Origin of the sequence: Pseudonocardia adelaidensis (genome assembly GCF_039543345.1) — a bacterium.
Lineage (GTDB): Bacteria > Actinomycetota > Actinomycetes > Mycobacteriales > Pseudonocardiaceae > Pseudonocardia > Pseudonocardia adelaidensis.
This window is the reverse complement of record NZ_BAABJO010000017.1, coordinates 114,809-136,603: the sequence shown is the minus strand read 5'-3', so window position 1 is coordinate 136,603 and position 21,795 is coordinate 114,809. Positions and strand designations below refer to the sequence as shown.

Genomic DNA, 21,795 nt, shown 5'->3' with positions numbered 1-21,795 from the left:
CTAATGCACTCCCCGTCGGACGTACCCTGCAGACGTGAACAGCTGGGCTCGGGTCGCGCTCGGCGCGACCACCACCGGTGCGGCCACCCTCGCCTACGCGGCCGGCATCGAGCGCCGCAGGTGGACCCTCCGGCAGCGCACGCTCCCGGTGCTGGCGGCGAACGCACGGGCGCTGCGCGTGCTGCACATCTCGGACCTGCACCTCACGCCCCGCCAGCACAGCAAGCAAAGGTGGGTGGCCCGGCTGGCCGAGCTGGAGCCCGACCTGGTCGTCAACACCGGCGACAACCTCGCCCACCCGCGCGCCGTCCCGGCCGCCATCGCCGCGCTCGGCCCGCTGCTCGACCTGCCCGGGCTGTTCGTGTTCGGCAGCAACGACTACTTCGGCCCGACCCCGAAGAACCCCGCCCGCTACCTGGTGAAGAGCACCCGCCGCAGCCACGGCGAGCCGCTGCCGTGGCGCGACCTGAGGGCGGCACTGCTGGAGCGCGGGTGGCACGACGCCACGCACGCCCGGGTCGACCTCACCGTGAACGGCCTCGACATCGCCGCGGCCGGGGTGGACGACCCCCACCTCGGCCTGGACCGCTACGACCGCGTCGCAGGCCACCGCGAGGCCGCCCTGCGCCTCGGCCTCACCCACTCCCCCGAACCGCGGGTGCTCGACCGGTTCGCCGCTGACGGCTACGACCTCGTCGTCGCGGGCCACACGCACGGCGGGCAGCTGCGCGTCCCCGGCGTCGGCGCGCTCGTCACGAACTGCGGGCTGGACCGCTCCCGCGCCCGCGGCGCGTCCCGCTGGGGGGTCCACACGTGGCTGCACGTCTCGGCCGGGCTCGGCACATCGCCCTTCGCCCCGGTCCGCTTCGCCTGCCCTCCGGAGGCCACGCTGCTCACCCTCGTGCCCCGGCCGTCGGTGGCCTCCGCGGCCCGGACCACCCCTGCGTCGGCGCCTGCGGACGTCGGCTAGACTCGACCGCGGCCCACGGGCCATCGGGGTGTGGCGCAGCTTGGTAGCGCGCTTCGTTCGGGACGAAGAGGTCGCAGGTTCAAATCCTGTCACCCCGACATCACGAGGACCCTGGTCGGAAACCTTGCTCAAGGCGTCTGGCCAGGGTCTTCTTCCTGCTCGGCCCAGAAGGGGGTGCCGGGCTCCTCATCGGCACCACGGTCGCCGCATGGCGGGCGCACCCGGACTGACGCGGACCCCGGTGGGGCCTCTTTCGTCGGTGCTGATCGCGGTCGGCCCAGCCAGCGGGCCGCGGCGTCGAAGGTGTCCGATGGCGTGCTGTTGAAGGCGATGGCGGCGCCGGGTGCGAGCCGGTGCACGAGGTTGATGACGCGTTCGAACAGGTCGAGCTGGTCCTCCGGCTCGCGGACGCCGCCGCCGACGACGACCACCTCCCACGGCCGGCGCTCGAGCGCCTCGGTGACGACCGCCTCGATGTCGTCGCTCCCGTCGAGTCCGAAGAAGCAGCTCTCCACCTCGACGCCTGCGTCGGCGAAACGCGCCATGCCGACCGCGACCGCGTCGGCCACCGGGGTGGGGTCCCACGGCCCGGGCACCCGGAACGGGTCGAGCCCGATCACGAGGACCCGCGGCACGGGAACGGCAGTGGTGTCCACGGGACAAAGGTAGCGGCGACCGGGTCAGCCGTGGGTACGCCGGAGCACCAGCACCGCGAGGAGCACCATCAGCACCGCGCTGACGAGCGACGTCACGTGGAACCCCGATGTGAACCCGGCACGCGCCGCACCCAGCAGCGGATCGGCGAGCGACGCGGGAAGCTGCCGGACGGCCGCGGCGGCGGTGCCGAGGTTGTCGCGCGCCGCGTGGGCCGCGGTGTCGGGTACCCCGGCCGGGACGTCGGTGGCCATCGCATCGCGGTAGACGGCCGTGATGATGCTGCCGAGCACGGCCACACCGAACGCGCCGCCGATCTGGGGGGCCGTCGACGAGATCGCCGCGGCCGCGCCGGCTCGCTCCACCGGTGCGGACCCGACGACCATGTCCGTGGCGAGCGCCATCATCGGCCCGAGGCCCGCGGACACGACGATCGCGCCGAGCACGAGGTGCGCGAGGTCGCCGGACGGCGCGACCGCGGCCAGCACCAGGTACCCGACCGCGGAGACGATCAGCCCGACCCCGATCACGACGACCGCGGGGACGCGCCGGGCGATCCGCGGGGCCAGCAGCGAGCCGGCGATCACGCCCGCGGCCGACGGGGCCGTCCACAGGCCCGCGTGCAGCGGGGACAGTCCCGCCACGAGCTGCAGGTACTGGGCGATGGCGTAGTTCGAGCCCCACAGCACGAAGATCCCGAACGTCAGGGTGGCGGCCGCAGTGCGGAACGCGCGGTCGGCGAACAGCCCGAGGTCGACGAGCGGGTCGGCCAGTCGGCGCTGGCGGCGCACGAACAGCACGGCCATCGCTGCCCCGACGACCACCGCCCCGACCGGCACCACGTCGAGCCCGTCGGCCGCGACCTGCTTGAGCCCGTAGACGACCGGGAGGACGGCGAGCAACACCAGCACGGCGCCCGCGACATCCAGCCGGCCGCGCCGGGGTGCGCGGTGCTCGGGGAGCAGCAGCGGGCCCGCCACCAGCAGCACCGCCATCACGGGCGTGGCCAGGAGGAACGCCGATCCCCACCAGAAGCGCTCGAGCAGCCAGCCACCCACCAGCGGCCCGATGGCGGTCCCGCCGGAGACGCTGGCGACGATCACACCGATCGCCACGGCGCGCTGGTGCGCGTCGCGGAACATCGCGGCGGTGAGCGACAGCGTCGACGGCATGAGCGTCGCCCCGGTGACCCCCATCAGGGCCCGGGCGGCGATCAGCAGCGCGGGGTCCGGTGCGTACGCGGCGAGCACGGAGGCAACGCCGTAGCCGAGCGAGCCGATCAGCAGGACCCGGCGCCGGCCGACGCGGTCGCCGACCGCGCCGACGGGGATCAGGACCGCGGCGAGCAGGAACGCGTAGACGTCGACGATCCAGAGCAGCTGCGTGCTGCTGGCGGCCAGATCGGCCGCGATCGCGGGCAGGGCGAGATGCGTCACGGTCAGTTCGAGGGAGGCGAGCAGGGCCGGGAGGGCGAGCACGGCCAGGCCGGTCCACTCGCGCACGCCGGCCCGCTCGCCGCGCATGGCGGCAGAATCGGTCACCGCCCGAGCGTGAAACCTCAGGCATGGTTGAGGTCAAGGAGCTATTCTCGCGCTGTGACCAGCACCCCACCCGCCGAGCTCACCGTCGGCCAGGTCGCGGCCCGCTCGGGTGTCGCGGTGAGCGCGCTGCACTTCTACGAGGAGAAGGGGCTCATCTCGAGCCGCCGCACGAGCGGCAACCAGCGCCGCTACCCGCGGGAGACGCTGCGTCGCGTCGCCGTGATCCGCGTGGCCCAGCGCGTGGGCATCCCGTTGCGGATGGTCAAGGACGCGTTCGGCACGCTGCCGGACGGGCGCACGCCGGACCGGGACGACTGGGCCCGCCTGTCCGCCGCGTGGTGCGCCGAGCTCGACACGCGCATCGACCAGCTCACGAGGCTGCGCAACAGCCTGGCCGACTGCATCGGCTGCGGCTGCCTCTCCCTGGACCGGTGCCTCCTGCGCAACCGCGACGACCGGCTCGGCGAGCAGGGTAGCGGCCCGCGCCGCCTGCTCACGCCGGCCCTCAGGAAGGAACAGCGGGCGAGCACATCACGGACACGAAGCTCCCCCGGCCCGGCCGACGGGCAGATCGACGGGTACCGTCGGGAGTGACCGGCTGGTTGCCTCGCGGAGGAATGGCAGATGGACACGCCCTACGACTGGATCCTCGACTACTGGACGGTCACGATCTTCCTCCCCTCGGTCCTGCTGCTCATCGCGATCCTGGCGATCATCACGCGCATCGCGGACCGGAAGTGACACCGGCCGCGTGGCCGAGGTCGTCCTGTTCCACCACGCACTGGGCCTGACCCCCGGCTGCGTCGCGTTCGCCGACACCCTGCGCGCTGCCGGCCACGTCGTGCACACGCCCGACCTGTTCGAGGGCCGCACCTTCACCTCGGTGGTCGCCGGCGTCAGGCACGCGGAGGAGGTCGGCTTCGACACGATCGTCGAACGCGGCCGGCGCGCGGTCGATGCGCTGCCCGCCACGGTCGTCCCCGCCGGGATGTCCCTCGGGGCGATGCCCGCACAGATGATCGTCCAGACCCGGCCGGGCGCGAAGGGCGCACTGCTCCTGCACGGGTGCGTTCCCCTCTCCTTCTACGGTGGCTCGTGGCCGGCGGGCGTGCCGCTCCAGATCCACACGATGGCCCTCGACGAGCTCGGCGACGTGCACGTGGCCCAGGAGCTCGTCGGGGCCGTCGAGGCGGCGGAGCTGTTCCTCTACCCGGGCGACGGGCACCTGTTCACCGACCCCGCATCGCCCGACTACGACGAGGCCGCCGCGGCACTGGTCACGCGACGGGCGCTCGAGTTCCTGCGGAGAACCGGCTGACGCGCGGGGTGAGCACGTTCCCTGCGCGAGGGCGGGTCGTTCGAGCAGACTGCGCGGCATGGAGCGACCCGCCCTCACGCTGTCCGCCACCGTGCTCGATACCCCGGATCCCCGCGCACTCGCGGCGTTCTACCAGCAGCTCTTCGGCTGGCCCGCGGTGCAGGACGACCCGGAATGGGTCACGCTCCGCCCGCCCGGCGGCGGGCCGGGGCTGTCGTTCCAGCTCGAGGAGCTCTACGCCCGCCCGGCCTGGCCGGCGGAACGAGAGCGGCAGCAGATGCAGCTGCACCTGGACATCGAGGTCCAGGACCTCGAAGGCGCGGTCGCCTACGCGCTCGACGCGGGCGCCACGCTCGCCGAGTTCCAGCCCCAGGAGAACGTGCGGGTGCTCCTCGACCCGGCGGGGCACCCGTTCTGCTTCTTCGTGAACGAGTGAGCGGGCGACGCGACGCTCAGCCGCTGCGGGGCGGGCGGCCGATCCCGGCGACGTAGAGCACCGCGAGCGCGACACCCGGTGGCACCGCCACCCAGATCCACCACGGGTAGAGGAAGTGGCCGGTGCTCACCGCGATCAGCCCCCACACCACGAAGTTGACGGCGGCGAGGCTGCCCCAGACGATCGTGAGGACGCGCATCGTGACCCCACCGCCGGTGTCGGAGAAGACCGTCCGGTGCCCGCGCTCGGGCGGGGGCACCGGGAGATCGGCGGTGATGCGGGCGAGCTCGCCGCGCGTGCGGGCCGCCCAGACGGACCTGACCCGCTCGTCGAACTCACCGAGGTCCAGCTGGCCCACGTCGTGGGCCCGCCGCAGCCGGTCCTGCACCTCGTTCCGCTCTGCGTCCGAGATGCGCATGTCTTCGGGTCGCACCGGCTCGCTCACGCCCCCTCCTCGCTGACGCTCGTCGGCCGCGCTCGCGACGCTGCTGTGTCTTCCGGTGAGCTCGCAAGCTCTGTCTTCTGGTGAGCTCCCAAGCTCGCTCACCTACGAATCATCGCAGAGAAGTCACCCGATCGAGTGTCACCGAACTCGGCGGGTAGCTGGGGCATGATCCGGGGGGTGACCGAGCACCCCGTCGCCCCCGTCCCGGACCGACTCTTCGATGACGAGCGCGAGGAGCGCTGGCGCGCCCGGTTCACGGCGCCGCGGATGTCGCGGCCGGCCTGGGCACGCGACGCGCCGGACCGCTGCGTCTACACCTCGAACGCCAGCGGGACCACGGAGGTGTACGTGTGGGACCGTGCCACGGACCAGCACCGACGGGTCACCGACCGGCGCAGCGGCACCCACATCGCGACGCTGCCGCCCGACGGCGGGTCGGTCTGGTGGTTCGCCGACACCGACGGCGACGAGTTCGGGCACTGGGTGCGTGAACCGTTCGCCGGCCTGCCGGTCGACACGGCGCCGGAGGTCGCCCTCCCCGCCGTGGAGGACGGCTACCCGGCGGGGCTGGAGGTGGGGCGCGCGGTGGTGGCCGCCGGAACGTCCACCGACGACGGCACGAAGATCTGGCTGCGGCGCGGCGACGGCCCCGCCGAGGTCGTCTACCAGCACGCGGAGGACGCCGGGGTCGGCGCGCTCTCGGAGGACGAGACGCTGCTCGCGATCAGCCACTCCGAGCACGGCGACTCGCGGCACCCCGCGGTGCGGGTCGTGCGCGTGTCCGACGGCGGCCTCGTCGCCGAGAAGTCGGACGGGCCGGGAAAGGGCCTGACCCCGTTGGTGTTCGCCCCGATCCGCGGGGACGGCACGCTCCTGCTGCTGCACGAGCGGCACGGCCGCGAGGAGCTGCTGCTGTGGGACGTGCTCGCCGACACCGAGCGCGAGATCTCCCTCGACCTGCCCGGCGAGGTCCACGCCGACTTCCACCCGCACGGGCGGCGGCTGCTCGTCTGGCACACGGCCGCCGCCCGCACCCGGCTGTACCGCTACGACCTGGGGTCCGGCGAGCTGACCGAGCTGCCGGTGGCGCCCGGGTGCGTGGGCTCGGCCGAGGTGCGGCCCGACGGCACTGTCGAGTACACCTGCTCGTCGGCCGCCGAACCGTCGGCGGTGCGGGCGCTGCACCCGGACGGCACCGACCGCGTGCTCGTCGCGCCGCCGGGAGAGCGCGCCCCGGGCTCGGTGCCGGTGCAGGACCTGTGGGTGGACGGCCCGGGTGGGCGGGTGCACGCCCTCGTCGCGCGGCCCACCGGCGTCGAGGGCCCGGCCCCGGCCGTGTTCGCGCTGCACGGCGGCCCGCACGCCGCCGACGAGGACCGGTTCAGCCCGGCCCGGGCGGCCTGGGTGGACGCCGGGTTCGTCGTCGTCGAGATCAACTACCGCGGCTCGACGGGCTACGGCTCCGGATGGCGGGACGCGATCGAGGGCCGGCCCGGGCTGACCGAGCTGGAGGACGTCGCCGCGGTGCACGACCGCTGTGTGGCCGACGGCCTGGTGGACCCGGGGCGCTGCGTGGTGGAGGGCTGGTCGTGGGGTGGCTACCTCACGCTGCTCGCCGTCGGCACCCAGCCGGATCGGTGGGCCGCAGCGCTCGCCGGAGTGCCGGTGGCCGACTACCTCACCGCCTACGCCGACGAGATGGAGCAGCTGCGGGCGTTCGACCGCGCGCTCTTCGGCGGATCTCCCGCCGAGCGGCCGGAGGCGTACCGGGACGCGTCGCCGCTCACCTACGTCGACCGCGTGCGCGTGCCGGTGCTCGTGCTCGCGGGCGAGAACGACCCGCGCTGCCCCATCCGGCAGGTGGACAACTACCTGGACGCCCTCGCCGCCCGCGGCGACGTCCGGTACGAGGTGAGCCGCTTCGACGCCGGCCACGGGAGCCTCGTGGTGGAGGAGACGCTCCGGCACGTGGCCACGGAGATCGACTTCGCGCGGCGGGCCCTCGCCTGATCACCCGGCCGGCGCCGAGCCGTCACGCAGCGGTAGCGGGTCGGAAACAACGCAGGGGCAAGCTGGGGGTCGTGGCACTGTGGCGGATGCACGTCGAGCTCGCGGACCAGCCCGGCCGGCTCGGCGGGCTGGCCACCGCCGTCGGCGGGGCCGGCTGCAACATCCTGTCCCTGCACGTGGTCGGGGAGCCTGCCGACGACGGCTCGGTCACCGACGAGCTGATCGTGCAGGTGCCCGACCACGTGGAACCCGCCGGGCTGGTCGACGCGGTCGAGGCCGCCGCCATCCCCTGCACGCTGCTGGTGCGGGCCGACGCCACGGAGCTGTCCGACCCGGCCACCACCGCGCTGGCGCTCGCGCGGATGGTGGCGGCCGACCCGGGCAGCGCACCGAGCGCGGTGGCCACGATGCTGCGGGCCCGCCTGGTCGACCCGGCCGCGCCGCCGTCCGGGCACGTCCACACGCTGCGCGGCGGCACCCAGCAGATCCAGGTCGGGCGGCCCTGGCCGTTCACCGCCACCGAGCTCTCCCGGGCCGCTGCACTGCTGGAGCTGGCCACGCAGCTGGCGATGCGGGCCCCGGTGCGCAGCACGGGCGTGGACCGCGGGCTGCTGCTGCGCGACGGCTCGGAGGTGCGGCTACGGGCGGCGGAACCCGCCGACGGCCCGCTGGTGGCCGCGCTGCACGCCCGCTGCTCCCCGGCGTCGCGGCGCTCCCGCTACCTCGACCCCGCGCCCCGGCTGCAGCCCGAGGAGCTGGCCGCGTTGCTCGGCCCGTCCGCCTCCCCCACCGCCCTGCACGCCGCGCTGGCCGTCACCGCCGACGGCGGCAGCGCGGTCGGCATCGCCAACCTCGACCCGGAGCCGGACGTCCCCGGAGCGGCCAGGGCCGCCGTGCTGGTGGAGGACGGGTGGCAGGGCCGCGGGCTCGGCACGGCGCTGCTGCGGCGCCTCGCGGAGGTGGCCGCGGAGCTGGGGCTCGCCGAGCTCGTCGGCTGCGCCCGCCCGGACGACGTCGGCATCACGCGGCTGCTGCGCCGGGCGGGATTGCGCCCGGCGGCCGAGATCCTCGGAACCGAGGTGCGGTTGCGGGCCCCGCTGCCCACTCCCGTCGGCTGAGACACCGCAGCCCCGGGATCCTCTCCCGGGGCTGCGGCCGTCGTACTACGAGCGATCAGGCCTCGATGCGCTCACCGGTGTCGCCCGCGAACAGGTGCAGGTGACCCTGGCGCGGCGCGAAGTGCAGCACCGAGCCCTTGTCGGGCGGGGTGCGGCCGTCAACGCGCGCGATGACCGAGTGCCGCTCGCCGCCGACCTCGGTGGAGCCGTAGACGTAGGCGTCGGCGCCGAGCTCCTCGACGACGTCCACCTCGGTGGCCAGCCCGGCCCCGGCGCTGACGAGCTCCATGTCCTCCGGGCGCACGCCGACGGTGATGGTGCGGGTGGAGCCGACCTCCTCGACCGCCGAGCGCGGGATGTTCACGTCGGCTCCGCCGAAGTGCAGGGTGTCCCCGTCGAGGTCGACCTGGAGCAGGTTCATCGCCGGCGAGCCGATGAACCCGGCGACGAAGACGTTGGCCGGCTTGTCGTACATGGCCCGCGGGGTGTCGACCTGCTGCAGGAGCCCGTCCTTCAGCACGGCGACGCGGTCGCCCATCGTCATCGCCTCGGTCTGGTCGTGCGTGACGTAGACCGTGGTGATGCCGAGCCGGCGCTGCAGCGAGGCGATCTGGGTGCGGGTGGAGACGCGCAGCTTGGCGTCCAGGTTGGACAGCGGCTCGTCCATGCAGAACACCTGCGGCTGGCGGACGATCGCCCGGCCCATCGCGACGCGCTGGCGCTGACCACCGGACAGCGCCTTCGGACGACGCTCGAGGTAGTCCTCGAGGTCGAGGATCTTCGCCGCCTCCTGGACCCGCTGCTGGATCTCCGACTTCGGCTTCCCGGCGATCTTGAGCGCGAAGCCCATGTTCTCCGCGACGGTCATGTGCGGGTAGAGCGCGTAGTTCTGGAAGACCATCGCGATGTCGCGGTCCTTCGGGGGGACCCGGGTGACGTCACGGCCGCCGATGTGGATGGATCCCTGGTCGATGTCCTCGAGCCCCGCGAGCATCCGCAGCGAGGTGGACTTGCCGCATCCGGACGGTCCGACCAGGACGAGGAACTCCCCGTCGGCGACCTCCAGGTCGAGCGAGTCGACCGCGGGCTTGGTGGACCCGGGGTAGATGCGGGTCGCCTTGTCATAGGTCACAGCAGCCATGCTGTGCTCCTTCCACCGGCAGGAACGTGCCGGACGATCCGAGTGAGAGGGAGTAAAGCGCTTGCAGCCTGCCATGGCAGTGCACTCCAGGAGAAGCCCCAACACGGACCGTGAGTGATCGGCTACGAACCGTTGGAGTTACGGCATCGTTACCGCGCCCTGTTGCCCGGCTCTGTGCGTAAACGCTTCCATTGCGCGGTTCTCACGCGGAGCGGGCGGCCTGCCCGCTCCGTCCCCATCGACGCGGAGGGTGCGATGCCAGCCCCCAAGTCCGGATCGATCCTGCGGAGACCATCGCGCGGCACGGCCGTCGTCGGCGCCGCGCTGGGCCTCAGCCTCGTGCTCGCCGGATGCAGCGGCAGCAACGTCGCGGGTGGCGGAGGGAACGGCGCCTCCTCGAGAGAGGACTGCGCCGCGTTCTCTCAGTACGGCGACCTGTCCGGCACCAGGGTCACGATCTACACCTCGATCGTCGCACCCGAGGACCAGCCGCACATCGACTCGTACAAGCAGTTCGAGGAGTGCACGGGCACGCAGATCGTCTACGAGGGCTCGAAGGAGTTCGAGGCGCAGCTGCCGGTGCGCGTCCAGGCGGGTTCTCCGCCCGACATCGCGTACGTCCCCCAGCCCGGCATGATCAACACGCTGGTCACGCAGAGCCCCGGCGCCGTGAAGCCCGCCCCGCAGGCCGTGGTGGCGAACGTCGACCAGTACTACTCGGAGACCTTCAAGTCCGCCGGCAGCGTCGACGGAACCCTGTACGGCGCCCCGCTCGGTTCGAACGTGAAGTCCTACGTCTGGTACTCGCCGCAGGCGTTCGCGGAGAAGGGCTACACCGTCCCCAAGACGTGGGAGGAGATGGTGGCGCTCTCGAACCGCATCGTGGCCGACGGCGGCAAGCCGTGGTGCGCCGGCATCGGCTCCGGCGACGCCACGGGGTGGCCGCTCACCGACTGGCTCGAGGACGTGATGCTGCGCGAGAACGGGCCCGAGGTCTACGACCAGTGGGTCTCGCACGCCATCCCGTTCAACGACCCGCGCGTGGCGAAGGCGCTCGACCGCGTCGGCTCCATCCTGAAGAACCCGGAGTACGTCAACGGCGGCCTCGGCGACGTGTCCTCGATCGCCACCACGACGTTCCAGGACGGCGGCCTGCCGATCCTCGACGGCACCTGCTACATGCACCGCCAGGCCAACTTCTACGCGGCCAACTTCCCCGAGGGCACCGACATCTCGGAGAACGGCCAGGCCTTCGCGTTCGAGCTGCCGCCGATCAACCCGACCGCGCCGCAGACCATCCTCGTGGGCTCGGAGTTCGTCGTCGCGTTCTCCGACCGGCCGGAGGTGCAGGCGTTCCAGGCGTACCTGTCCTCGCCGGAGTGGGCCAACGCGAAGGCGAAGGCCGGTAGCGATCTCGGTCAGAGCGGCTGGATCAGCGCCAACACGGGGCTCGACCCGAACAACCTCTCCAACCCGATCGACAAGCTCTCGGCCGAGATCCTGCAGGACCAGTCCAAGACGTTCCGGTTCGACGGTTCCGACCTGATGCCGGCAGCCGTGGGCTCCGCCTCGTTCTGGCGTGGCATGACCGACTGGATCACCGGCAAGAGCACCACGGAAACGCTGAACTTCATCGAGCATTCCTGGCCGGCCTCCTCGTAGGAGGCCCGACGTCGGTGTCCCGGCGCCGGGACGGGCGCGATCCGTCCGTCCCGGCGCCTCCCCCGGCGTGCCGAGATCATTCGGCCGCGAGCGATCCCGGAAGGTGAGCCGGCTTGACCCTGCTCGACAAACTGCTGCAACTGCTGGTCGCGGTGGTCGTCTTCGCCGCCGTGATGGGCGTGGTCCTGCTCGTCGCCGACCGCGCGAGGGGACGCCGCGCCGACCTGGTCTCCGGCATCGCGTTCACCGCCCCCGCGCTGCTGCTCCTGCTCGTCGGGCTGCTCTACCCGGCGGCTCGCACGGCGGTGCAGTCCGTCCTCGACGCCGGAAGCGCGAGCTTCGTCGGGCTGGACAACTACATCCGGATCTTCACCCAGCCCGACCTCGTGATCGTGCTGCGCAACACGCTGCTCTGGGTGGTGATCACGCCGATCCTCTCGACGGCGATCGGGCTGGTCTACGCGGTGCTGGTGGACCGCACCCGCTTCGAGGCGTTCGCGAAGGCCCTGATCTTCCTGCCGATGGCGATCTCGTTCGTCGGCGCGGCGATCATCTGGAAGTTCGTGTACGAGTACCGCCCCGACCAGCAGAACATCCAGCAGATCGGCCTGCTGAACCAGTTCCTCGTGTGGCTGGGCTTCGAGCCGGTGAACTTCATCCTCGCCGAGCCGTGGAACAACCTGCTCCTGATCATCGTGATGATCTGGATCCAGGCCGGCTTCGCGATGACCGTGCTCTCGGCCGCGATCAAGGCGATCCCGAGCGACATCGTCGAGGCGGCCCGGCTGGACGGGGTCGGTGGCCTGCGGCTGTTCTTCTACATCACGCTGCCGAGCATCCGGCCCGCCGTGGTCGTCGTGGTCACCGCGATCAGCATCGCGGTGCTGAAGGTCTTCGACATCGTCCGCACGATGACCGGCGGCCAGTTCGGCACGAGCGTCGTCGCGAACGAGTTCTACGTGCAGAGCTTCCGCCTGTCCGACCTGGGCATGGGTTCGGCGCTCGCGATGATCCTGTTCCTCCTGGTGGTCCCGATCGTCGTCTACAACGTGCGGCAGATGCGGAAGGTGGACGCGCGATGACCGTCCTGGACGCCACCGGTGACACCGGGACGGGGCTCGTCCACGCGGCGACCTCCCGCTCGGCGGCGGCGAAGAAGGGCCTCACCTCCCCGTGGGCGTCGCTCGCCGCGATCGTCATCGCCGTGCTGTGGACCATCCCGACGTTCGGGCTGTTCCTGTCCTCGTTGCGCCCCGAGCGCGACGTGCAGCGCACCGGGTGGTGGACCTTCTTCGCGAACCCGGCCATCACCTTCGACAACTACGCCGAGGTGCTGTTCGGCGGGAACCAGCCGCTCGTCGGCTTCTTCGCCAACTCGATCCTGATCACGCTCCCCTCCGTGGCGATCCCGATCACCCTGGCCACGATGGCCGCGTACGGGTTCGCCTGGACGAGGTTCCCGATGCGCGACACGCTGTTCGTGGCGATCTTCGCCCTGCAGATCGTGCCGCTGCAGGTCGCACTGCTGCCACTGCTGGAGATCTTCGTCGGCACCGGGCTGAACGGCACGTTCTGGACGGTCTGGATCGCGCACTCCACCTTCGCGCTGCCGCTCGCGACCTTCCTGCTGCACAACTCGATGCGGGAGATCCCGGCGGAGCTGGTGGAGGCGGCGCGCGTGGACGGCGCGGGCCACGTCAGGATCTTCACGACGATCATGGTGCCGCTGATGAAACCCGCGATCGCCGCGTTCGCGGTCTTCCAGTTCCTCTGGGTCTGGAACGACCTGCTCGTCGCGCTCGTCTTCGCCGGCGGCACGCTCGACGTGGCCCCGCTGACCGTCCGCCTCGCCAACCTGGTCGGCGACCGCGGGTCCAACTGGTACCTGCTCGCGCCGGGCGCCTTCGTCGCGATCATCGTCCCGCTGGTCGTCTTCGTCGCCCTGCAGCGCTACTTCGTCCGCGGCCTGCTCGCCGGCAGCGTCAAGGGCTGACCGGGGAGCAGGCCCGCCGTGAGCACGATCAGGGACGTCGCGGAGGCAGCGGGCGTCTCCATCGCCACGGTCTCGCGCGCGCTGCACGGGTTGCCCCGGGTCTCCGAGGCCACCCGGCAGCGCGTGCTCGCGGCCGCAGCCGAACTGCGGTACGTGGCGTCGCCCAGCGCGGCGAGCCTCGCGAGCGGCCAGACGAACGCGGTCGGCGTGGTCGCGCCGTTCGTCAACCGCTGGTACTTCGCGGCGATCGTGCACAGCGCCGAGGAGCGGCTCCGCAAGGCGGGCTACGACCTGCTGCTCTACAGCCTCGGCACCGACGCCCAGGAGCGGCGCCGCGCGTTCTCCGGCACGCTGCTGAGCAAGCGCGTCGACGCGGTGCTGGTGCTGGGCCTGCACCCGACCGCCGAGGAGGTCGCCGCGCTCTCCGCGCTCGGCGGGCCGGTGGCGATCGTGGGCGCGAAGGTCCCGGGCTGGGCGAGCGTGCGCATCGACGACGAGGCCGCCGCGCGGTGTGCCGTGCGCCACCTGCTCGACCTCGGCCACCGGCGGATCGGGTTCATCGGCGGCGACGACCCGCTGCAGACGGCCATGCCCGGCGCACGCCGGGTGGGGTACCGCGCCGAGCTCGCGGCCGCCGGTCTGCCCGGCCACCCCGAGCTCGAAGCCGTCGGCGGGTTCACGGTGAGCGGGGGCCACGCCGCGGCGACCCGGCTGCTGCGGATGGCGGACCCGCCGACCGCGCTCTTCGCCGCGTCCGACGAGATGGCGATGGGCGCCGTCCAGGCCGCCCGCCACGCCGGCGTCGGGGTGCCGCAGGACCTGTCGGTGATCGGGATCGACGACCACGAGATGGCCGAGCTGCTCGATCTCACGACCGTCGCCCAGCCGGTCGTCGCGCAGGGGGTGCTGGCGGCCGAGATGATCCTCGCCGCGCTGCACGACCCGGATGGCCCGCTGCCCTCCGTGACCGTGCCGACGGAGCTGGTGGTCCGGGGCACCACCGGTCCGGCGCCGCGCTAGTTCCCGGGGAGATCGGGGACGCCCGGCACCCGGGGGATCGCGGGACCGCTGTCGACCTGCGACGGGTCGGGTTCCTGCGCCGTCACCGGGATCCCGAAGTCGAAGTACTCGACGCTGATCTGCGAGGTGGTCCGCCGGTCCTGCAGCATCTTCTGGAGCTCGGGGTTGTCCCCGAGCATCCGGCTCATCTCCGGCGCCGCCGCGAGGTCCGCGCCGTTCGACTCCATGCTCACCTCCAGCCGCCGGACGCGGCCGTCGGAGTCGACGAACACCTGGCCGGGCATCGGGCCCGCCGCCTGCAGCGCGGCCTGGACCAGGCCACCGTCGACCACGACACCGCTCGCGGTGGCGAGCCGCTGGGGGTCGATGGTGATCGCGTACCGGGTCACCTCGTCGCCCCGCACCTCGGCGGTGCCGGCCTCGCGCACGTCCTCGGACACCCCGCGCAGCAGGTCCAGCTGCTCGCTGGGGTCGTGCTGGCCGACCGGCGTGTTCACCAGCTGCGAGAAGTCGATCTTCTGCCACCGGCTCGCCCCGACGTCCCGCTGGTACAGCACGTTGTTGCGGAACACCGTCTCCTGGGGCGGAACGGGGAACCGGGCGTCGTCGGTGGTGAACCTGCCGTCGCCGATCTGGTGGGCGTAGTCGTAGGTGCCGGTGCCGCTCGACGTCCACGTCTCGTCTCCGAGCGGGCCACCCGTGGTCGAGTAGGTCATCTCGGCGACGTAGCGGGACGTCCCGGCGGCGCGGGTGATGTCCGGCGCCTCGCGGGCGACATCGGCCGGCGCCCGGGAGGCGAGCGGACTGCTCCCCCCGCCGGCGTCCCCGCCACCGCACGCCGTGAGGAGCGCGATTCCCGCGATGCAGCCGGCGAGCGCGGCCCGGCCCTTCCGCACGGTCGTGGTCGTCATCCGTTCCCTCCTGGTCGAGCGGGGCGCCGGCCGGCCCTCACATCCCCCCGGACCGGCCGGCATTCGGATGGACCCGGCAGACGGACCGGGCGTTGCCCCGAAGTGACGTGGATCACTACCGGCCACGGCTACACTCCGCCCGTCATGATCGGGGGGTAGGTGACGACGACACAGCGGGACCAGGCCGTGCCGGCGCGCGTCGTCGTGCGGATCCTCGACGGGGCCGGCGAGCCGGTCGGCGCGGGATTCGTCATCGGGCCGGATCTGGTGGCCACGTGCGCCCACGTCGTCGCCGCGGGCGTTCGCGGCGACCCGTACGACGCCACACCCCCCTCAGGGCGAGTGGAGCTGGACCTCCCCCTGCTGTTCGAGGCCGGTGCGGACGAGCCTGTGCGAGTCAGCGCGGAGGTCGCGCGGTGGATCCCGATCGACCCGGTGGGCACCGGCGACATCGCCGTCCTGCGCCTGCGGGATCCGCTCCCCGAAGGCGCGCGGATGCCCCCGCTGCGCCGCGTCGACCAGCTGTGGGACCACCCGTTCCGGGTGCTGGGTTTCCCCGCCGGGATGGCCGACGGGGTGTGGGCCACGGGCCGGTTCCGCGGCCGGCAGGGCACGCGGTGGTTCCAGATGCAGGGCACCGCGGGCGAGCAGCCGATCGTGGAGGGCTTCAGTGGCTCGCCCGTGTGGGACGAGACGTCGGGCGCGGTCGTGGGCATGACGGTGGCCACCGACCTCGGCGGCACCACCACCGCCTACCTCATCCCGATCGACCTGGTGCTCGGCGTCGACCCGGAGCTCCTGCCGTGCCCGTACCGCGGCCTCGAGCCGTTCGGCGAGGAGCACGCGAGCTTCTTCTTCGGCCGCGACGACGACATCGACCGCCTCGTCGACGCCGTCGGCCACCGGCCGCTGGTGGCGGTCGCCGGACCGTCCGGCGCCGGCAAGTCGTCGCTGGTGCGCGCCGGCCTGCTGCCCCGGCTGCGCGCGGAGGGCGTGCAGGTCACCGAGCTGCGACCGCTGCCGGGACTCCCGGCCGCGGAGCTGGTGGACGAGGTCGTTCCCGCCCGTCCGCATGTGCGCCATGTCCTCGTCGTCGACCAGTTCGAGGAGCTCGCCGCCACCGACCCGGACGCCGCGACGGAGCTGCTGGAACGGATCGGTGAGCTGGTGCGCGAGAGCGACGGCGTGCACGCCGTGCTCACCCTGCGGTCGGCCACGCTCGACGACATCCTCGTGCCCGAGCTCGCGGGCCTGCTCGGCTCCGGCACCGTGCTGCTGCCGCCGATGGACCGTCGCCAGCTCCGCAAGGCGATCGTGGCACCGGCCGAGCGCGCGCCGGGGCTGTCGTTCGAGGCGGGGCTCGTCGACCGCATCCTCGACGACGCCGCGGCGGAGCCCGGCCGGCTGCCGCTGGTGGAGTCGCTGCTCACCGAGCTGTGGGCGCGGCGCGAGGGCGGGTACCTCACGCTCCGCGCGTACGAGGAGGCGGGCGGGGTCGCCGGGGTGGTCGCCACGCACGCCGAGGCCGTGGTCGCCGGCTTCGACGCGGCCGACGCGGACCGCCTGCGCCGGCTGTTCACCGCGCTGGCCGGGCCGGACCGCGACGGCAATTTCGTCCGCAGGCCGGTGCGCTGGGACGAGGTGCCCGCCGACCTGCGCCCGCTCGTGCTGCGCCTCGCCGCGGGCCGGCTCGTGGTCGTCGAACGGGCCCCGGACGGGCAGGAGCGCATCCAGCTCGCCCACCAGGCCCTGATCGCGCACTGGCCCCGGCTGCGCGACTGGCTCACCGACGACCGGGACTTCCTCGCCTGGCGGGACCAGGTCGGCCTGCAGCGTGAGCGCTGGGAGGAGGCCGGGCGCGACGACGGCGCCCTGCTGCGCGGCGCCGCGCTCGCCACCGCGCTCGACCGGCTGCCGGCCCGGGCGGCGGACGTACCCGCCGCCGACGTCGAGTTCGTGCAGCAGAGCCGGACACGGCAGCGCCGCGAGGTGCGGCGGTGGCGGGTCGTCACGGCGGTGCTGGCGGTGATCACGCTCGCCGCCGGCTTCCTGGCGGTCGTGGCCATCGACCGTGGGAACGCACTCGGAGATCAGCTCGATCTCGCGAACGCCGAGCTGATCGCCCAGACGTCGCTGCGGATCGCGCCCAACGACCCGGTCGCCGCCACCCAACTCGCGCTCGCCGGATGGCGGCTCGACCCGGAGAACGCCTCGGTGCGCACGTCCCTGCTGCACGAGTACGTGGCGATGCGGTCCGTCGAGGGCGTGCTCGCCGGAGTGGCGACCGAGCCGATACTCCCGTTCAACGTGTCCCGGGACGGCCGCACGGCGTTGCTCATCGAGAACAGCGCCCCCGTCGTGCTCAGCGGCCTGCCACTCGGCCCGGTCCACCGCCAGCTGCTGCCCGGGGCGCCCCCGGACCTCCGTCCGGTCAATCTCAGCGGGAACGCCCGGCGGGTCGTTGCCGTCGCAGGGCAGAACCGGGTGCTGCTGTGGGACCTCACGACCGGCGGCGGACCACAGGTTCTCTCGAGCCCTGCGGGCGATGCCCCTATCGAGCAGGCCGTCGCGCTCACCGCCGACCTCGTCGGCTGGCTGGAGGCCGACGGCAGCGGCGGCAACCGCCTGCGAATCTGGGACGCGGCCGCGGGCCGCGCCGCGCCGCACGACGGCACGCCCGTGCCCGAACGTGGCGTCACGGGCCTCGGGCTCACACCCGACGGCGGATCCGTCGTCCTGCGAACCGGCGATCCGGACCGGCCCGAGTCGCGTCTCGTCGTGCGACGGCTCGGTGATGGCGCTGAGCTCGGCTCGTTCCCGGGAGCGTCCCTGCCCCTCGACCCTGGCCGGGTGGCGACCTGCGAGATCGACGCGAACGGTCGTTCCCACGCAGTGGTCCGCGATCTCATCGGCGGCGAGGAGTTGCGAAGGGTGCCGCTCGTCGCCGCGGACTGCGGCCGCTTCAGCCAGAGCGGGACGCTGGGTGAGGGCACCTACGTCGCCGAGCGCATGGGCCCGCCCGGTGACTACGACGTCGCCCGCATCAGCGACCTCGACGACGGCACCGTCTTCGAGGTGACCGTCCCGCCGGATCCCACCGCGTCATCCGAGATCGGCAGCCGGATGGTCGTCCTCCCGGGTCCGGACGGCACCCGCACGGTCCTCATCCCCCGTAGCACGTCGATCCTGCGGATGCGCGCCGAGCCCAACCCGTACGCGTCACTGGGCGCGACCCCACCTCGCCTGACGCTGAGCGACGACGGACGCACGCTGGTCGCCACCGATGCGCAGCAGGGCGCCGCCACCTTCGACCCGGCGACGACATCGCCGGTCGGTCGACTGGATCCGATCGCCCCACCTGCGAGTGCCACCAGCACCGTGGCGGACCGCTTGAGCATCCTCGCCGGCACCCCTCAGGACGGGTTGGTGCTGTCGGAGTACGAGCTGCCCTCGCTGGCAGCCACGCTCCGCACGCCGGTGCCCCGGCGACCGGGCGAGCCCGTGCGAACGGTCGCGGTCGCCGCCGCGGGCGGACGCGTCTTCACCCTCGGCGACGGCGTGCTGGCCGCCTGGGATCGAGCGACCGGCGCGCCGATCGGAACCCCGATCGATCTCGCCACGACGCCGGCTGCGCGCGACTGGTTCGCGGGGCGGCAGTCCGTCGTCTTCTCGGCACGGGGCGGCGACCATCCGACCGAGGTCATCCTCCTCGGGCAGGACAGCACCATCGAGCTGTGGGACGTGGCGCTCGGAGAACGGATCGCGGCGTTGCCGCACCTCGCCGGCAGGCTCCCGGTCTGGTTCGCCCCCGATGCCGACGGCAGGCGGCTGCTCGTCTCAACCCAGGTCGGCGTCCAGGAGGTGTGGGATCTCGACCGTCTGGAGCTCGTCGGCAAGCCGTTGCCGGCACCCGGTTTCCAGCTGCCGATCGGGTTCACCGCCGACGGGCGGGCCGTGACGGGCAACAGCCAGGGCGACGACCTGGTGCACACGTTCTGGAACGTGGAAACCGGAGAGAACAACGGGACGGTCCACCTCAACTACGGCCACGACGAGGCGAGCGCGATCGACGGGATGTGGATGAAGATCCCCGGGTCCGGTGGTCAGTACCGCGCGCCACTCCCGTTCCGGATGGCGCTCACGGCCCAGCAGTGGGTCGACCACCTCTGCACGTTCTCCAACCGCCCGTTCACGGAAGTGGAACGTGCCGCCCTCCCCTCCGGGAGCGTGATCGAGCCGCCCTGCTGACCGGGAATCCCGTCGAGTTCCGCCGGTCGCCCGGAGCACCATGGGCACGTGACGTGGACGCCGGCCCGGGCCTGAACGCCTACCGCGCCATCCTCGCCCTTCCCGGCGTCGGCGCCGTCACCGCGGTCGCGTTCCTCGCGCGCCTGCCGGCGTCCGCCGGGGCCATCACGCTCACGCTGCACGTGGTGCTCACCCTCGACGAGGGTTACGCGGCCGCCGGGGTGGTCGGCGCTGCGGCCACCGTCGGCATGGCGATCGGCGCTCCGCTGCTCGGCAGGCTGGTCGACCGGCGCGGGTTGCGCACGATGCTGGCGCTCACGCTGTCGGTCCAGGCGGTGTTCTGGGGCGTCGCGCCCCTGCTGCCATACCCGGCGCTGCTGGCGTCCGCCCTGCTCGGCGGGCTGCTCGGCGTGCCGGTCTACTCCGTCACCCGGCAGTCGCTGGCCGTGCTCGTGCCGGAGGAGCGCAGGCGTCCCGCGTTCGCGCTCGACTCGATGTCGGTCGAACTGTCCTACATGGTCGGGCCCGCGGTCGGCGCGCTCCTGGCGTTGCAGGCATCCTCCACCGCTGCGATGTGGGTGCTCGGGGCGGGCTGGCTCGTGGCGGGCGGGGCACTCGTGCTGCTGAACCCGCCCACCCGCGCGGCGGACAGCGCAGGCAGCGGGCCACCGCCGCCCGTGCGGCAGTGGTTCGACCTGCGCCTGCTCGGGGCGCTGCTGGCCACCACGGCGGGGGTCACCGTCATCTTCGGCACCGAGCTGTCGATGATCGCTGGCCTGCAGCTCGGCGGGAACGCCGCCTGGATCCCGCTCGTCAACGCGGTGTGGTGCGTGGCATCGCTCGTGGGCGGGTTCGTGTACGGCGCCGCCCGGAGCTCCCGTCCGCTCCCCCTGCTCGTCGGCTGCCTCGGGGCGGCCGCCCTGCCGGTCGCGCTGGCCGGGTCGTGGTGGTCCTACGCCGTGCTGCTCGTCCCCGTCGGGCTGCTGATCGCGCCGTCGATGGCGGCAAGTGCCGAGACGGTCAGCGCGCTGGCACCGGAGCACGTGCGCGGGCTGGTCACGGGCCTGCACGGCTCCGCCATCACCCTCGGCGCCACGGTCGCCACACCGCTCGCCGGGCTCCTCGTCGACGTCGCATCGCCCGCCGTCGCCGTTCTCACCGTCGGGTGCACCGGGCTCGGAGCCGCCGTCCTGGTCTGGCTGCTCGGCCGCACGCGGGGGGAGGCGTGCGCCACCCCCTCAGCGGGTTCTCAACCGATCTAGGGAAGACTTCACCCCAATGACCGCACCCCCGGACCGGTTCACCCCCGCCTTCCCGCCGGCCCCGCCGCCGCGCGAGGCCCGGCGCCGCAGCGGCACCTTCCGGTACGTGGCCGCGGGCGTGTTCACGATGGTCGTGGCGTTGCCGGCAGTGCCGGACCTGCTGTTCGGGCTCGACCGGCACAGCCCGTTCGTGCAGCTCGTGTCGATCCGGCCGTGGATCCTCTGCGGCGTCGCCGTGCTGCTGGTGATGCTGCTCGTGGTACTGATCTTCGAGCGCCGGGCGTGGCCGTTCCTCGCCGGCGGGCTGGCGGTTCTGCTCATCGGCGGCAGCATGGTGCTCCCCCGGGCGCTGGCGGACAGCGAGCCGGTGCACGGATCCCCCTTCGGGGTGCTGGCGTTCAACACCTTCGAGGGCGAAGCCGACGCCGACGCGCTCGCCGCGCTGATCGAGGCGGAGCAGCCGGATGCGGTGGCGCTCAGCGAGTCCGGCCCCGGATTCGCCCGCAAGCTCGCCCCGCTGGTGGAGCCGCTGGGCTACCGGCTGTACGTCTCCGCCGACGACGACGAAGACGACGACGTCGAGGAGGTCACCGCCGTCCTCTCGGAACAGCTGGGGGACGTCGAGGTGCGGATCGGCGACGAGACGTCCGCGTTCCCCTACATCGAGGTGCGAGGCGGCGAGCTCGACACGCTGCGCTTCGTGGTGTTCCACTCCGTGGCGCCGGTCCCCGGTTCCGTGCCCCGGTGGAACGACGACCTGGCGTTGCTCTCCCAGTGGTGTGCCGGTGCCGCGCCGGTGGTGGTGGCGGGCGACTTCAACGCCACCCTCGACCACTCCGCGCTGCGCGCCGGCACCGCGGGCTGCGAGGACGCGGCGGCCCAGCGCGGCGCCGGCCTGATCCCCACGTGGGGGCCGAACCCGCGCCTGCGGAACTTCGGCCCGCAGATCGACCACGTCTTCGCCACCGAGGGCATCAACGCCGAGACGTTCGACGTGCACGACATCGCCGGCAGCGACCACCGCGCCATCCTGACCACGCTCCGACTACCCGGCTGACGGGAACGG

At 73.0% G+C, this 21,795-nt stretch carries 18 protein-coding genes and 1 tRNA gene; 14 read left to right on the top strand and 5 right to left on the bottom strand.

Features of this window, described 5'->3' with window-relative positions:
* The first annotated feature begins 34 nt into the window (after window positions 1-34).
* Together ABEA81_RS22885 and ABEA81_RS22880 are read left to right on the top strand one after the other, a co-directional pair.
* A complete protein-coding gene (locus tag ABEA81_RS22885; RefSeq protein ID WP_345607333.1) occupies window positions 35-970 on the top strand; it encodes a metallophosphoesterase in 936 nt (311 codons plus the stop codon).
* A 24-nt stretch (window positions 971-994) separates the two neighbouring features.
* Window positions 995-1,068: transfer RNA gene (locus ABEA81_RS22880), tRNA-Pro, on the top strand.
* Between the two features lie 30 nt (window positions 1,069-1,098).
* Here ABEA81_RS22880 and ABEA81_RS22875 read toward each other — a convergent pair.
* Window positions 1,099-1,626, bottom strand: coding sequence for a hypothetical protein (locus ABEA81_RS22875; RefSeq protein ID WP_345607332.1), 528 nt, complete (start codon window positions 1,624-1,626; stop codon window positions 1,099-1,101).
* Window positions 1,627-1,650: 24 nt separating this feature from the next.
* Entirely contained in the window at window positions 1,651-3,165 is a 1,515-nt protein-coding gene (locus ABEA81_RS22870) for an MFS transporter (RefSeq protein WP_345607331.1), read from the bottom strand.
* Between the two features lie 54 nt (window positions 3,166-3,219).
* Between ABEA81_RS22870 and soxR the strand changes: the two genes are divergently transcribed.
* From soxR to ABEA81_RS22855, 3 genes are all read left to right on the top strand, one after another.
* Window positions 3,220-3,759: a redox-sensitive transcriptional activator SoxR gene (gene soxR, locus ABEA81_RS22865; RefSeq protein WP_345607330.1), complete on the top strand. Its 540-nt coding sequence runs from the start codon at window positions 3,220-3,222 to the stop codon at window positions 3,757-3,759.
* A 157-nt stretch (window positions 3,760-3,916) separates the two neighbouring features.
* Window positions 3,917-4,483 carry a dienelactone hydrolase family protein gene (locus tag ABEA81_RS22860; RefSeq protein ID WP_345607329.1) on the top strand — a complete coding sequence of 189 codons (567 nt, stop codon included), beginning with the start codon at window positions 3,917-3,919 and terminating at the stop codon, window positions 4,481-4,483.
* Window positions 4,484-4,541: 58 nt separating this feature from the next.
* Complete coding sequence (locus tag ABEA81_RS22855) at window positions 4,542-4,919, top strand: VOC family protein (protein ID WP_345607328.1); 378 nt, start codon at window positions 4,542-4,544, stop codon at window positions 4,917-4,919.
* Window positions 4,920-4,935: 16 nt separating this feature from the next.
* Here ABEA81_RS22855 and ABEA81_RS22850 read toward each other — a convergent pair whose 3' ends face one another.
* Entirely contained in the window at window positions 4,936-5,364 is a 429-nt protein-coding gene (locus tag ABEA81_RS22850; protein WP_345607327.1) for a DUF1707 SHOCT-like domain-containing protein, read from the bottom strand.
* A 165-nt stretch (window positions 5,365-5,529) separates the two neighbouring features.
* Here ABEA81_RS22850 and ABEA81_RS22845 point away from each other — a divergent pair, with 165 nt between their 5' ends.
* Complete coding sequence (locus tag ABEA81_RS22845) at window positions 5,530-7,374, top strand: prolyl oligopeptidase family serine peptidase (RefSeq protein ID WP_345607326.1); 1,845 nt, start codon at window positions 5,530-5,532, stop codon at window positions 7,372-7,374.
* A 71-nt stretch (window positions 7,375-7,445) separates the two neighbouring features.
* The gene (locus ABEA81_RS22840) at window positions 7,446-8,492 is read left to right on the top strand and encodes a GNAT family N-acetyltransferase (RefSeq protein WP_345607325.1); all 1,047 of its coding nucleotides are present in this window, start codon (window positions 7,446-7,448) and stop codon (window positions 8,490-8,492) included.
* 55 nt (window positions 8,493-8,547) lie between these two features.
* On the opposite strand, the gene ABEA81_RS22835 is transcribed toward ABEA81_RS22840, so the two are convergent.
* Window positions 8,548-9,633, bottom strand: coding sequence for an ABC transporter ATP-binding protein (locus tag ABEA81_RS22835; protein WP_345607324.1), 1,086 nt, complete (start codon window positions 9,631-9,633; stop codon window positions 8,548-8,550).
* 255 nt (window positions 9,634-9,888) lie between these two features.
* Here ABEA81_RS22835 and ABEA81_RS22830 point away from each other — a divergent pair, with 255 nt between their 5' ends.
* The 4 genes from ABEA81_RS22830 to ABEA81_RS22815 all read left to right on the top strand — a co-directional run bounded on the left by ABEA81_RS22830 (window position 9,889) and on the right by ABEA81_RS22815 (window position 14,308).
* A complete protein-coding gene (locus tag ABEA81_RS22830) occupies window positions 9,889-11,295 on the top strand; it encodes an ABC transporter substrate-binding protein (RefSeq protein WP_345607323.1) in 1,407 nt (468 codons plus the stop codon).
* Window positions 11,296-11,408: 113 nt separating this feature from the next.
* Entirely contained in the window at window positions 11,409-12,377 is a 969-nt protein-coding gene (locus ABEA81_RS22825) for a carbohydrate ABC transporter permease (RefSeq protein WP_345607322.1), read from the top strand.
* The gene (locus ABEA81_RS22820) at window positions 12,374-13,288 is read left to right on the top strand and encodes a carbohydrate ABC transporter permease (RefSeq protein ID WP_345607321.1); all 915 of its coding nucleotides are present in this window, start codon (window positions 12,374-12,376) and stop codon (window positions 13,286-13,288) included. Before ABEA81_RS22825 ends, ABEA81_RS22820 begins: the two co-directional genes overlap by 4 nt.
* A gap of 18 nt (window positions 13,289-13,306) precedes the next feature.
* Window positions 13,307-14,308 carry a LacI family DNA-binding transcriptional regulator gene (locus ABEA81_RS22815; protein WP_345607320.1) on the top strand — a complete coding sequence of 334 codons (1,002 nt, stop codon included), beginning with the start codon at window positions 13,307-13,309 and terminating at the stop codon, window positions 14,306-14,308.
* Here ABEA81_RS22815 and ABEA81_RS22810 read toward each other — a convergent pair.
* Window positions 14,305-15,219, bottom strand: a complete 915-nt coding sequence (locus ABEA81_RS22810) for a hypothetical protein (protein WP_345607319.1) — start codon at window positions 15,217-15,219, stop codon at window positions 14,305-14,307. The two genes, ABEA81_RS22815 and ABEA81_RS22810, sit on opposite strands and share 4 nt — an antisense overlap.
* Window positions 15,220-15,378: 159 nt before the next feature.
* On the opposite strand from ABEA81_RS22810, the gene ABEA81_RS22805 reads away from it, so the two are divergent.
* The 3 genes from ABEA81_RS22805 to ABEA81_RS22795 are packed head-to-tail and all read left to right on the top strand — an operon-like array spanning window position 15,379 to window position 21,786.
* Window positions 15,379-19,467 carry an nSTAND1 domain-containing NTPase gene (locus ABEA81_RS22805; RefSeq protein WP_345607318.1) on the top strand — a complete coding sequence of 1,363 codons (4,089 nt, stop codon included), beginning with the start codon at window positions 15,379-15,381 and terminating at the stop codon, window positions 19,465-19,467.
* A 53-nt stretch (window positions 19,468-19,520) separates the two neighbouring features.
* Window positions 19,521-20,729, top strand: a complete 1,209-nt coding sequence (locus tag ABEA81_RS22800; protein WP_345607317.1) for an MFS transporter — start codon at window positions 19,521-19,523, stop codon at window positions 20,727-20,729.
* A gap of 16 nt (window positions 20,730-20,745) precedes the next feature.
* Window positions 20,746-21,786: an endonuclease/exonuclease/phosphatase family protein gene (locus tag ABEA81_RS22795; protein WP_345607316.1), complete on the top strand. Its 1,041-nt coding sequence runs from the start codon at window positions 20,746-20,748 to the stop codon at window positions 21,784-21,786.
* The last annotated feature ends 9 nt before the right edge of the window (window positions 21,787-21,795 follow it).

Coding starts and splice junctions, on each gene's coding strand:
- ABEA81_RS22855 (WP_345607328.1), top strand. CDS start 4,542: ATGGAGCGACCCGCCCTCACGCTGTCCGCCACCGTGCTCGATACCCCG.
- ABEA81_RS22845 (WP_345607326.1), top strand. CDS start 5,530: ATGATCCGGGGGGTGACCGAGCACCCCGTCGCCCCCGTCCCGGACCGA.
- ABEA81_RS22835 (WP_345607324.1), bottom strand. CDS start 9,633: ATGGCTGCTGTGACCTATGACAAGGCGACCCGCATCTACCCCGGGTCC.
- ABEA81_RS22830 (WP_345607323.1), top strand. CDS start 9,889: ATGCCAGCCCCCAAGTCCGGATCGATCCTGCGGAGACCATCGCGCGGC.
- ABEA81_RS22820 (WP_345607321.1), top strand. CDS start 12,374: ATGACCGTCCTGGACGCCACCGGTGACACCGGGACGGGGCTCGTCCAC.
- ABEA81_RS22810 (WP_345607319.1), bottom strand. CDS start 15,219: ATGACGACCACGACCGTGCGGAAGGGCCGGGCCGCGCTCGCCGGCTGC.
- ABEA81_RS22795 (WP_345607316.1), top strand. CDS start 20,746: ATGACCGCACCCCCGGACCGGTTCACCCCCGCCTTCCCGCCGGCCCCG.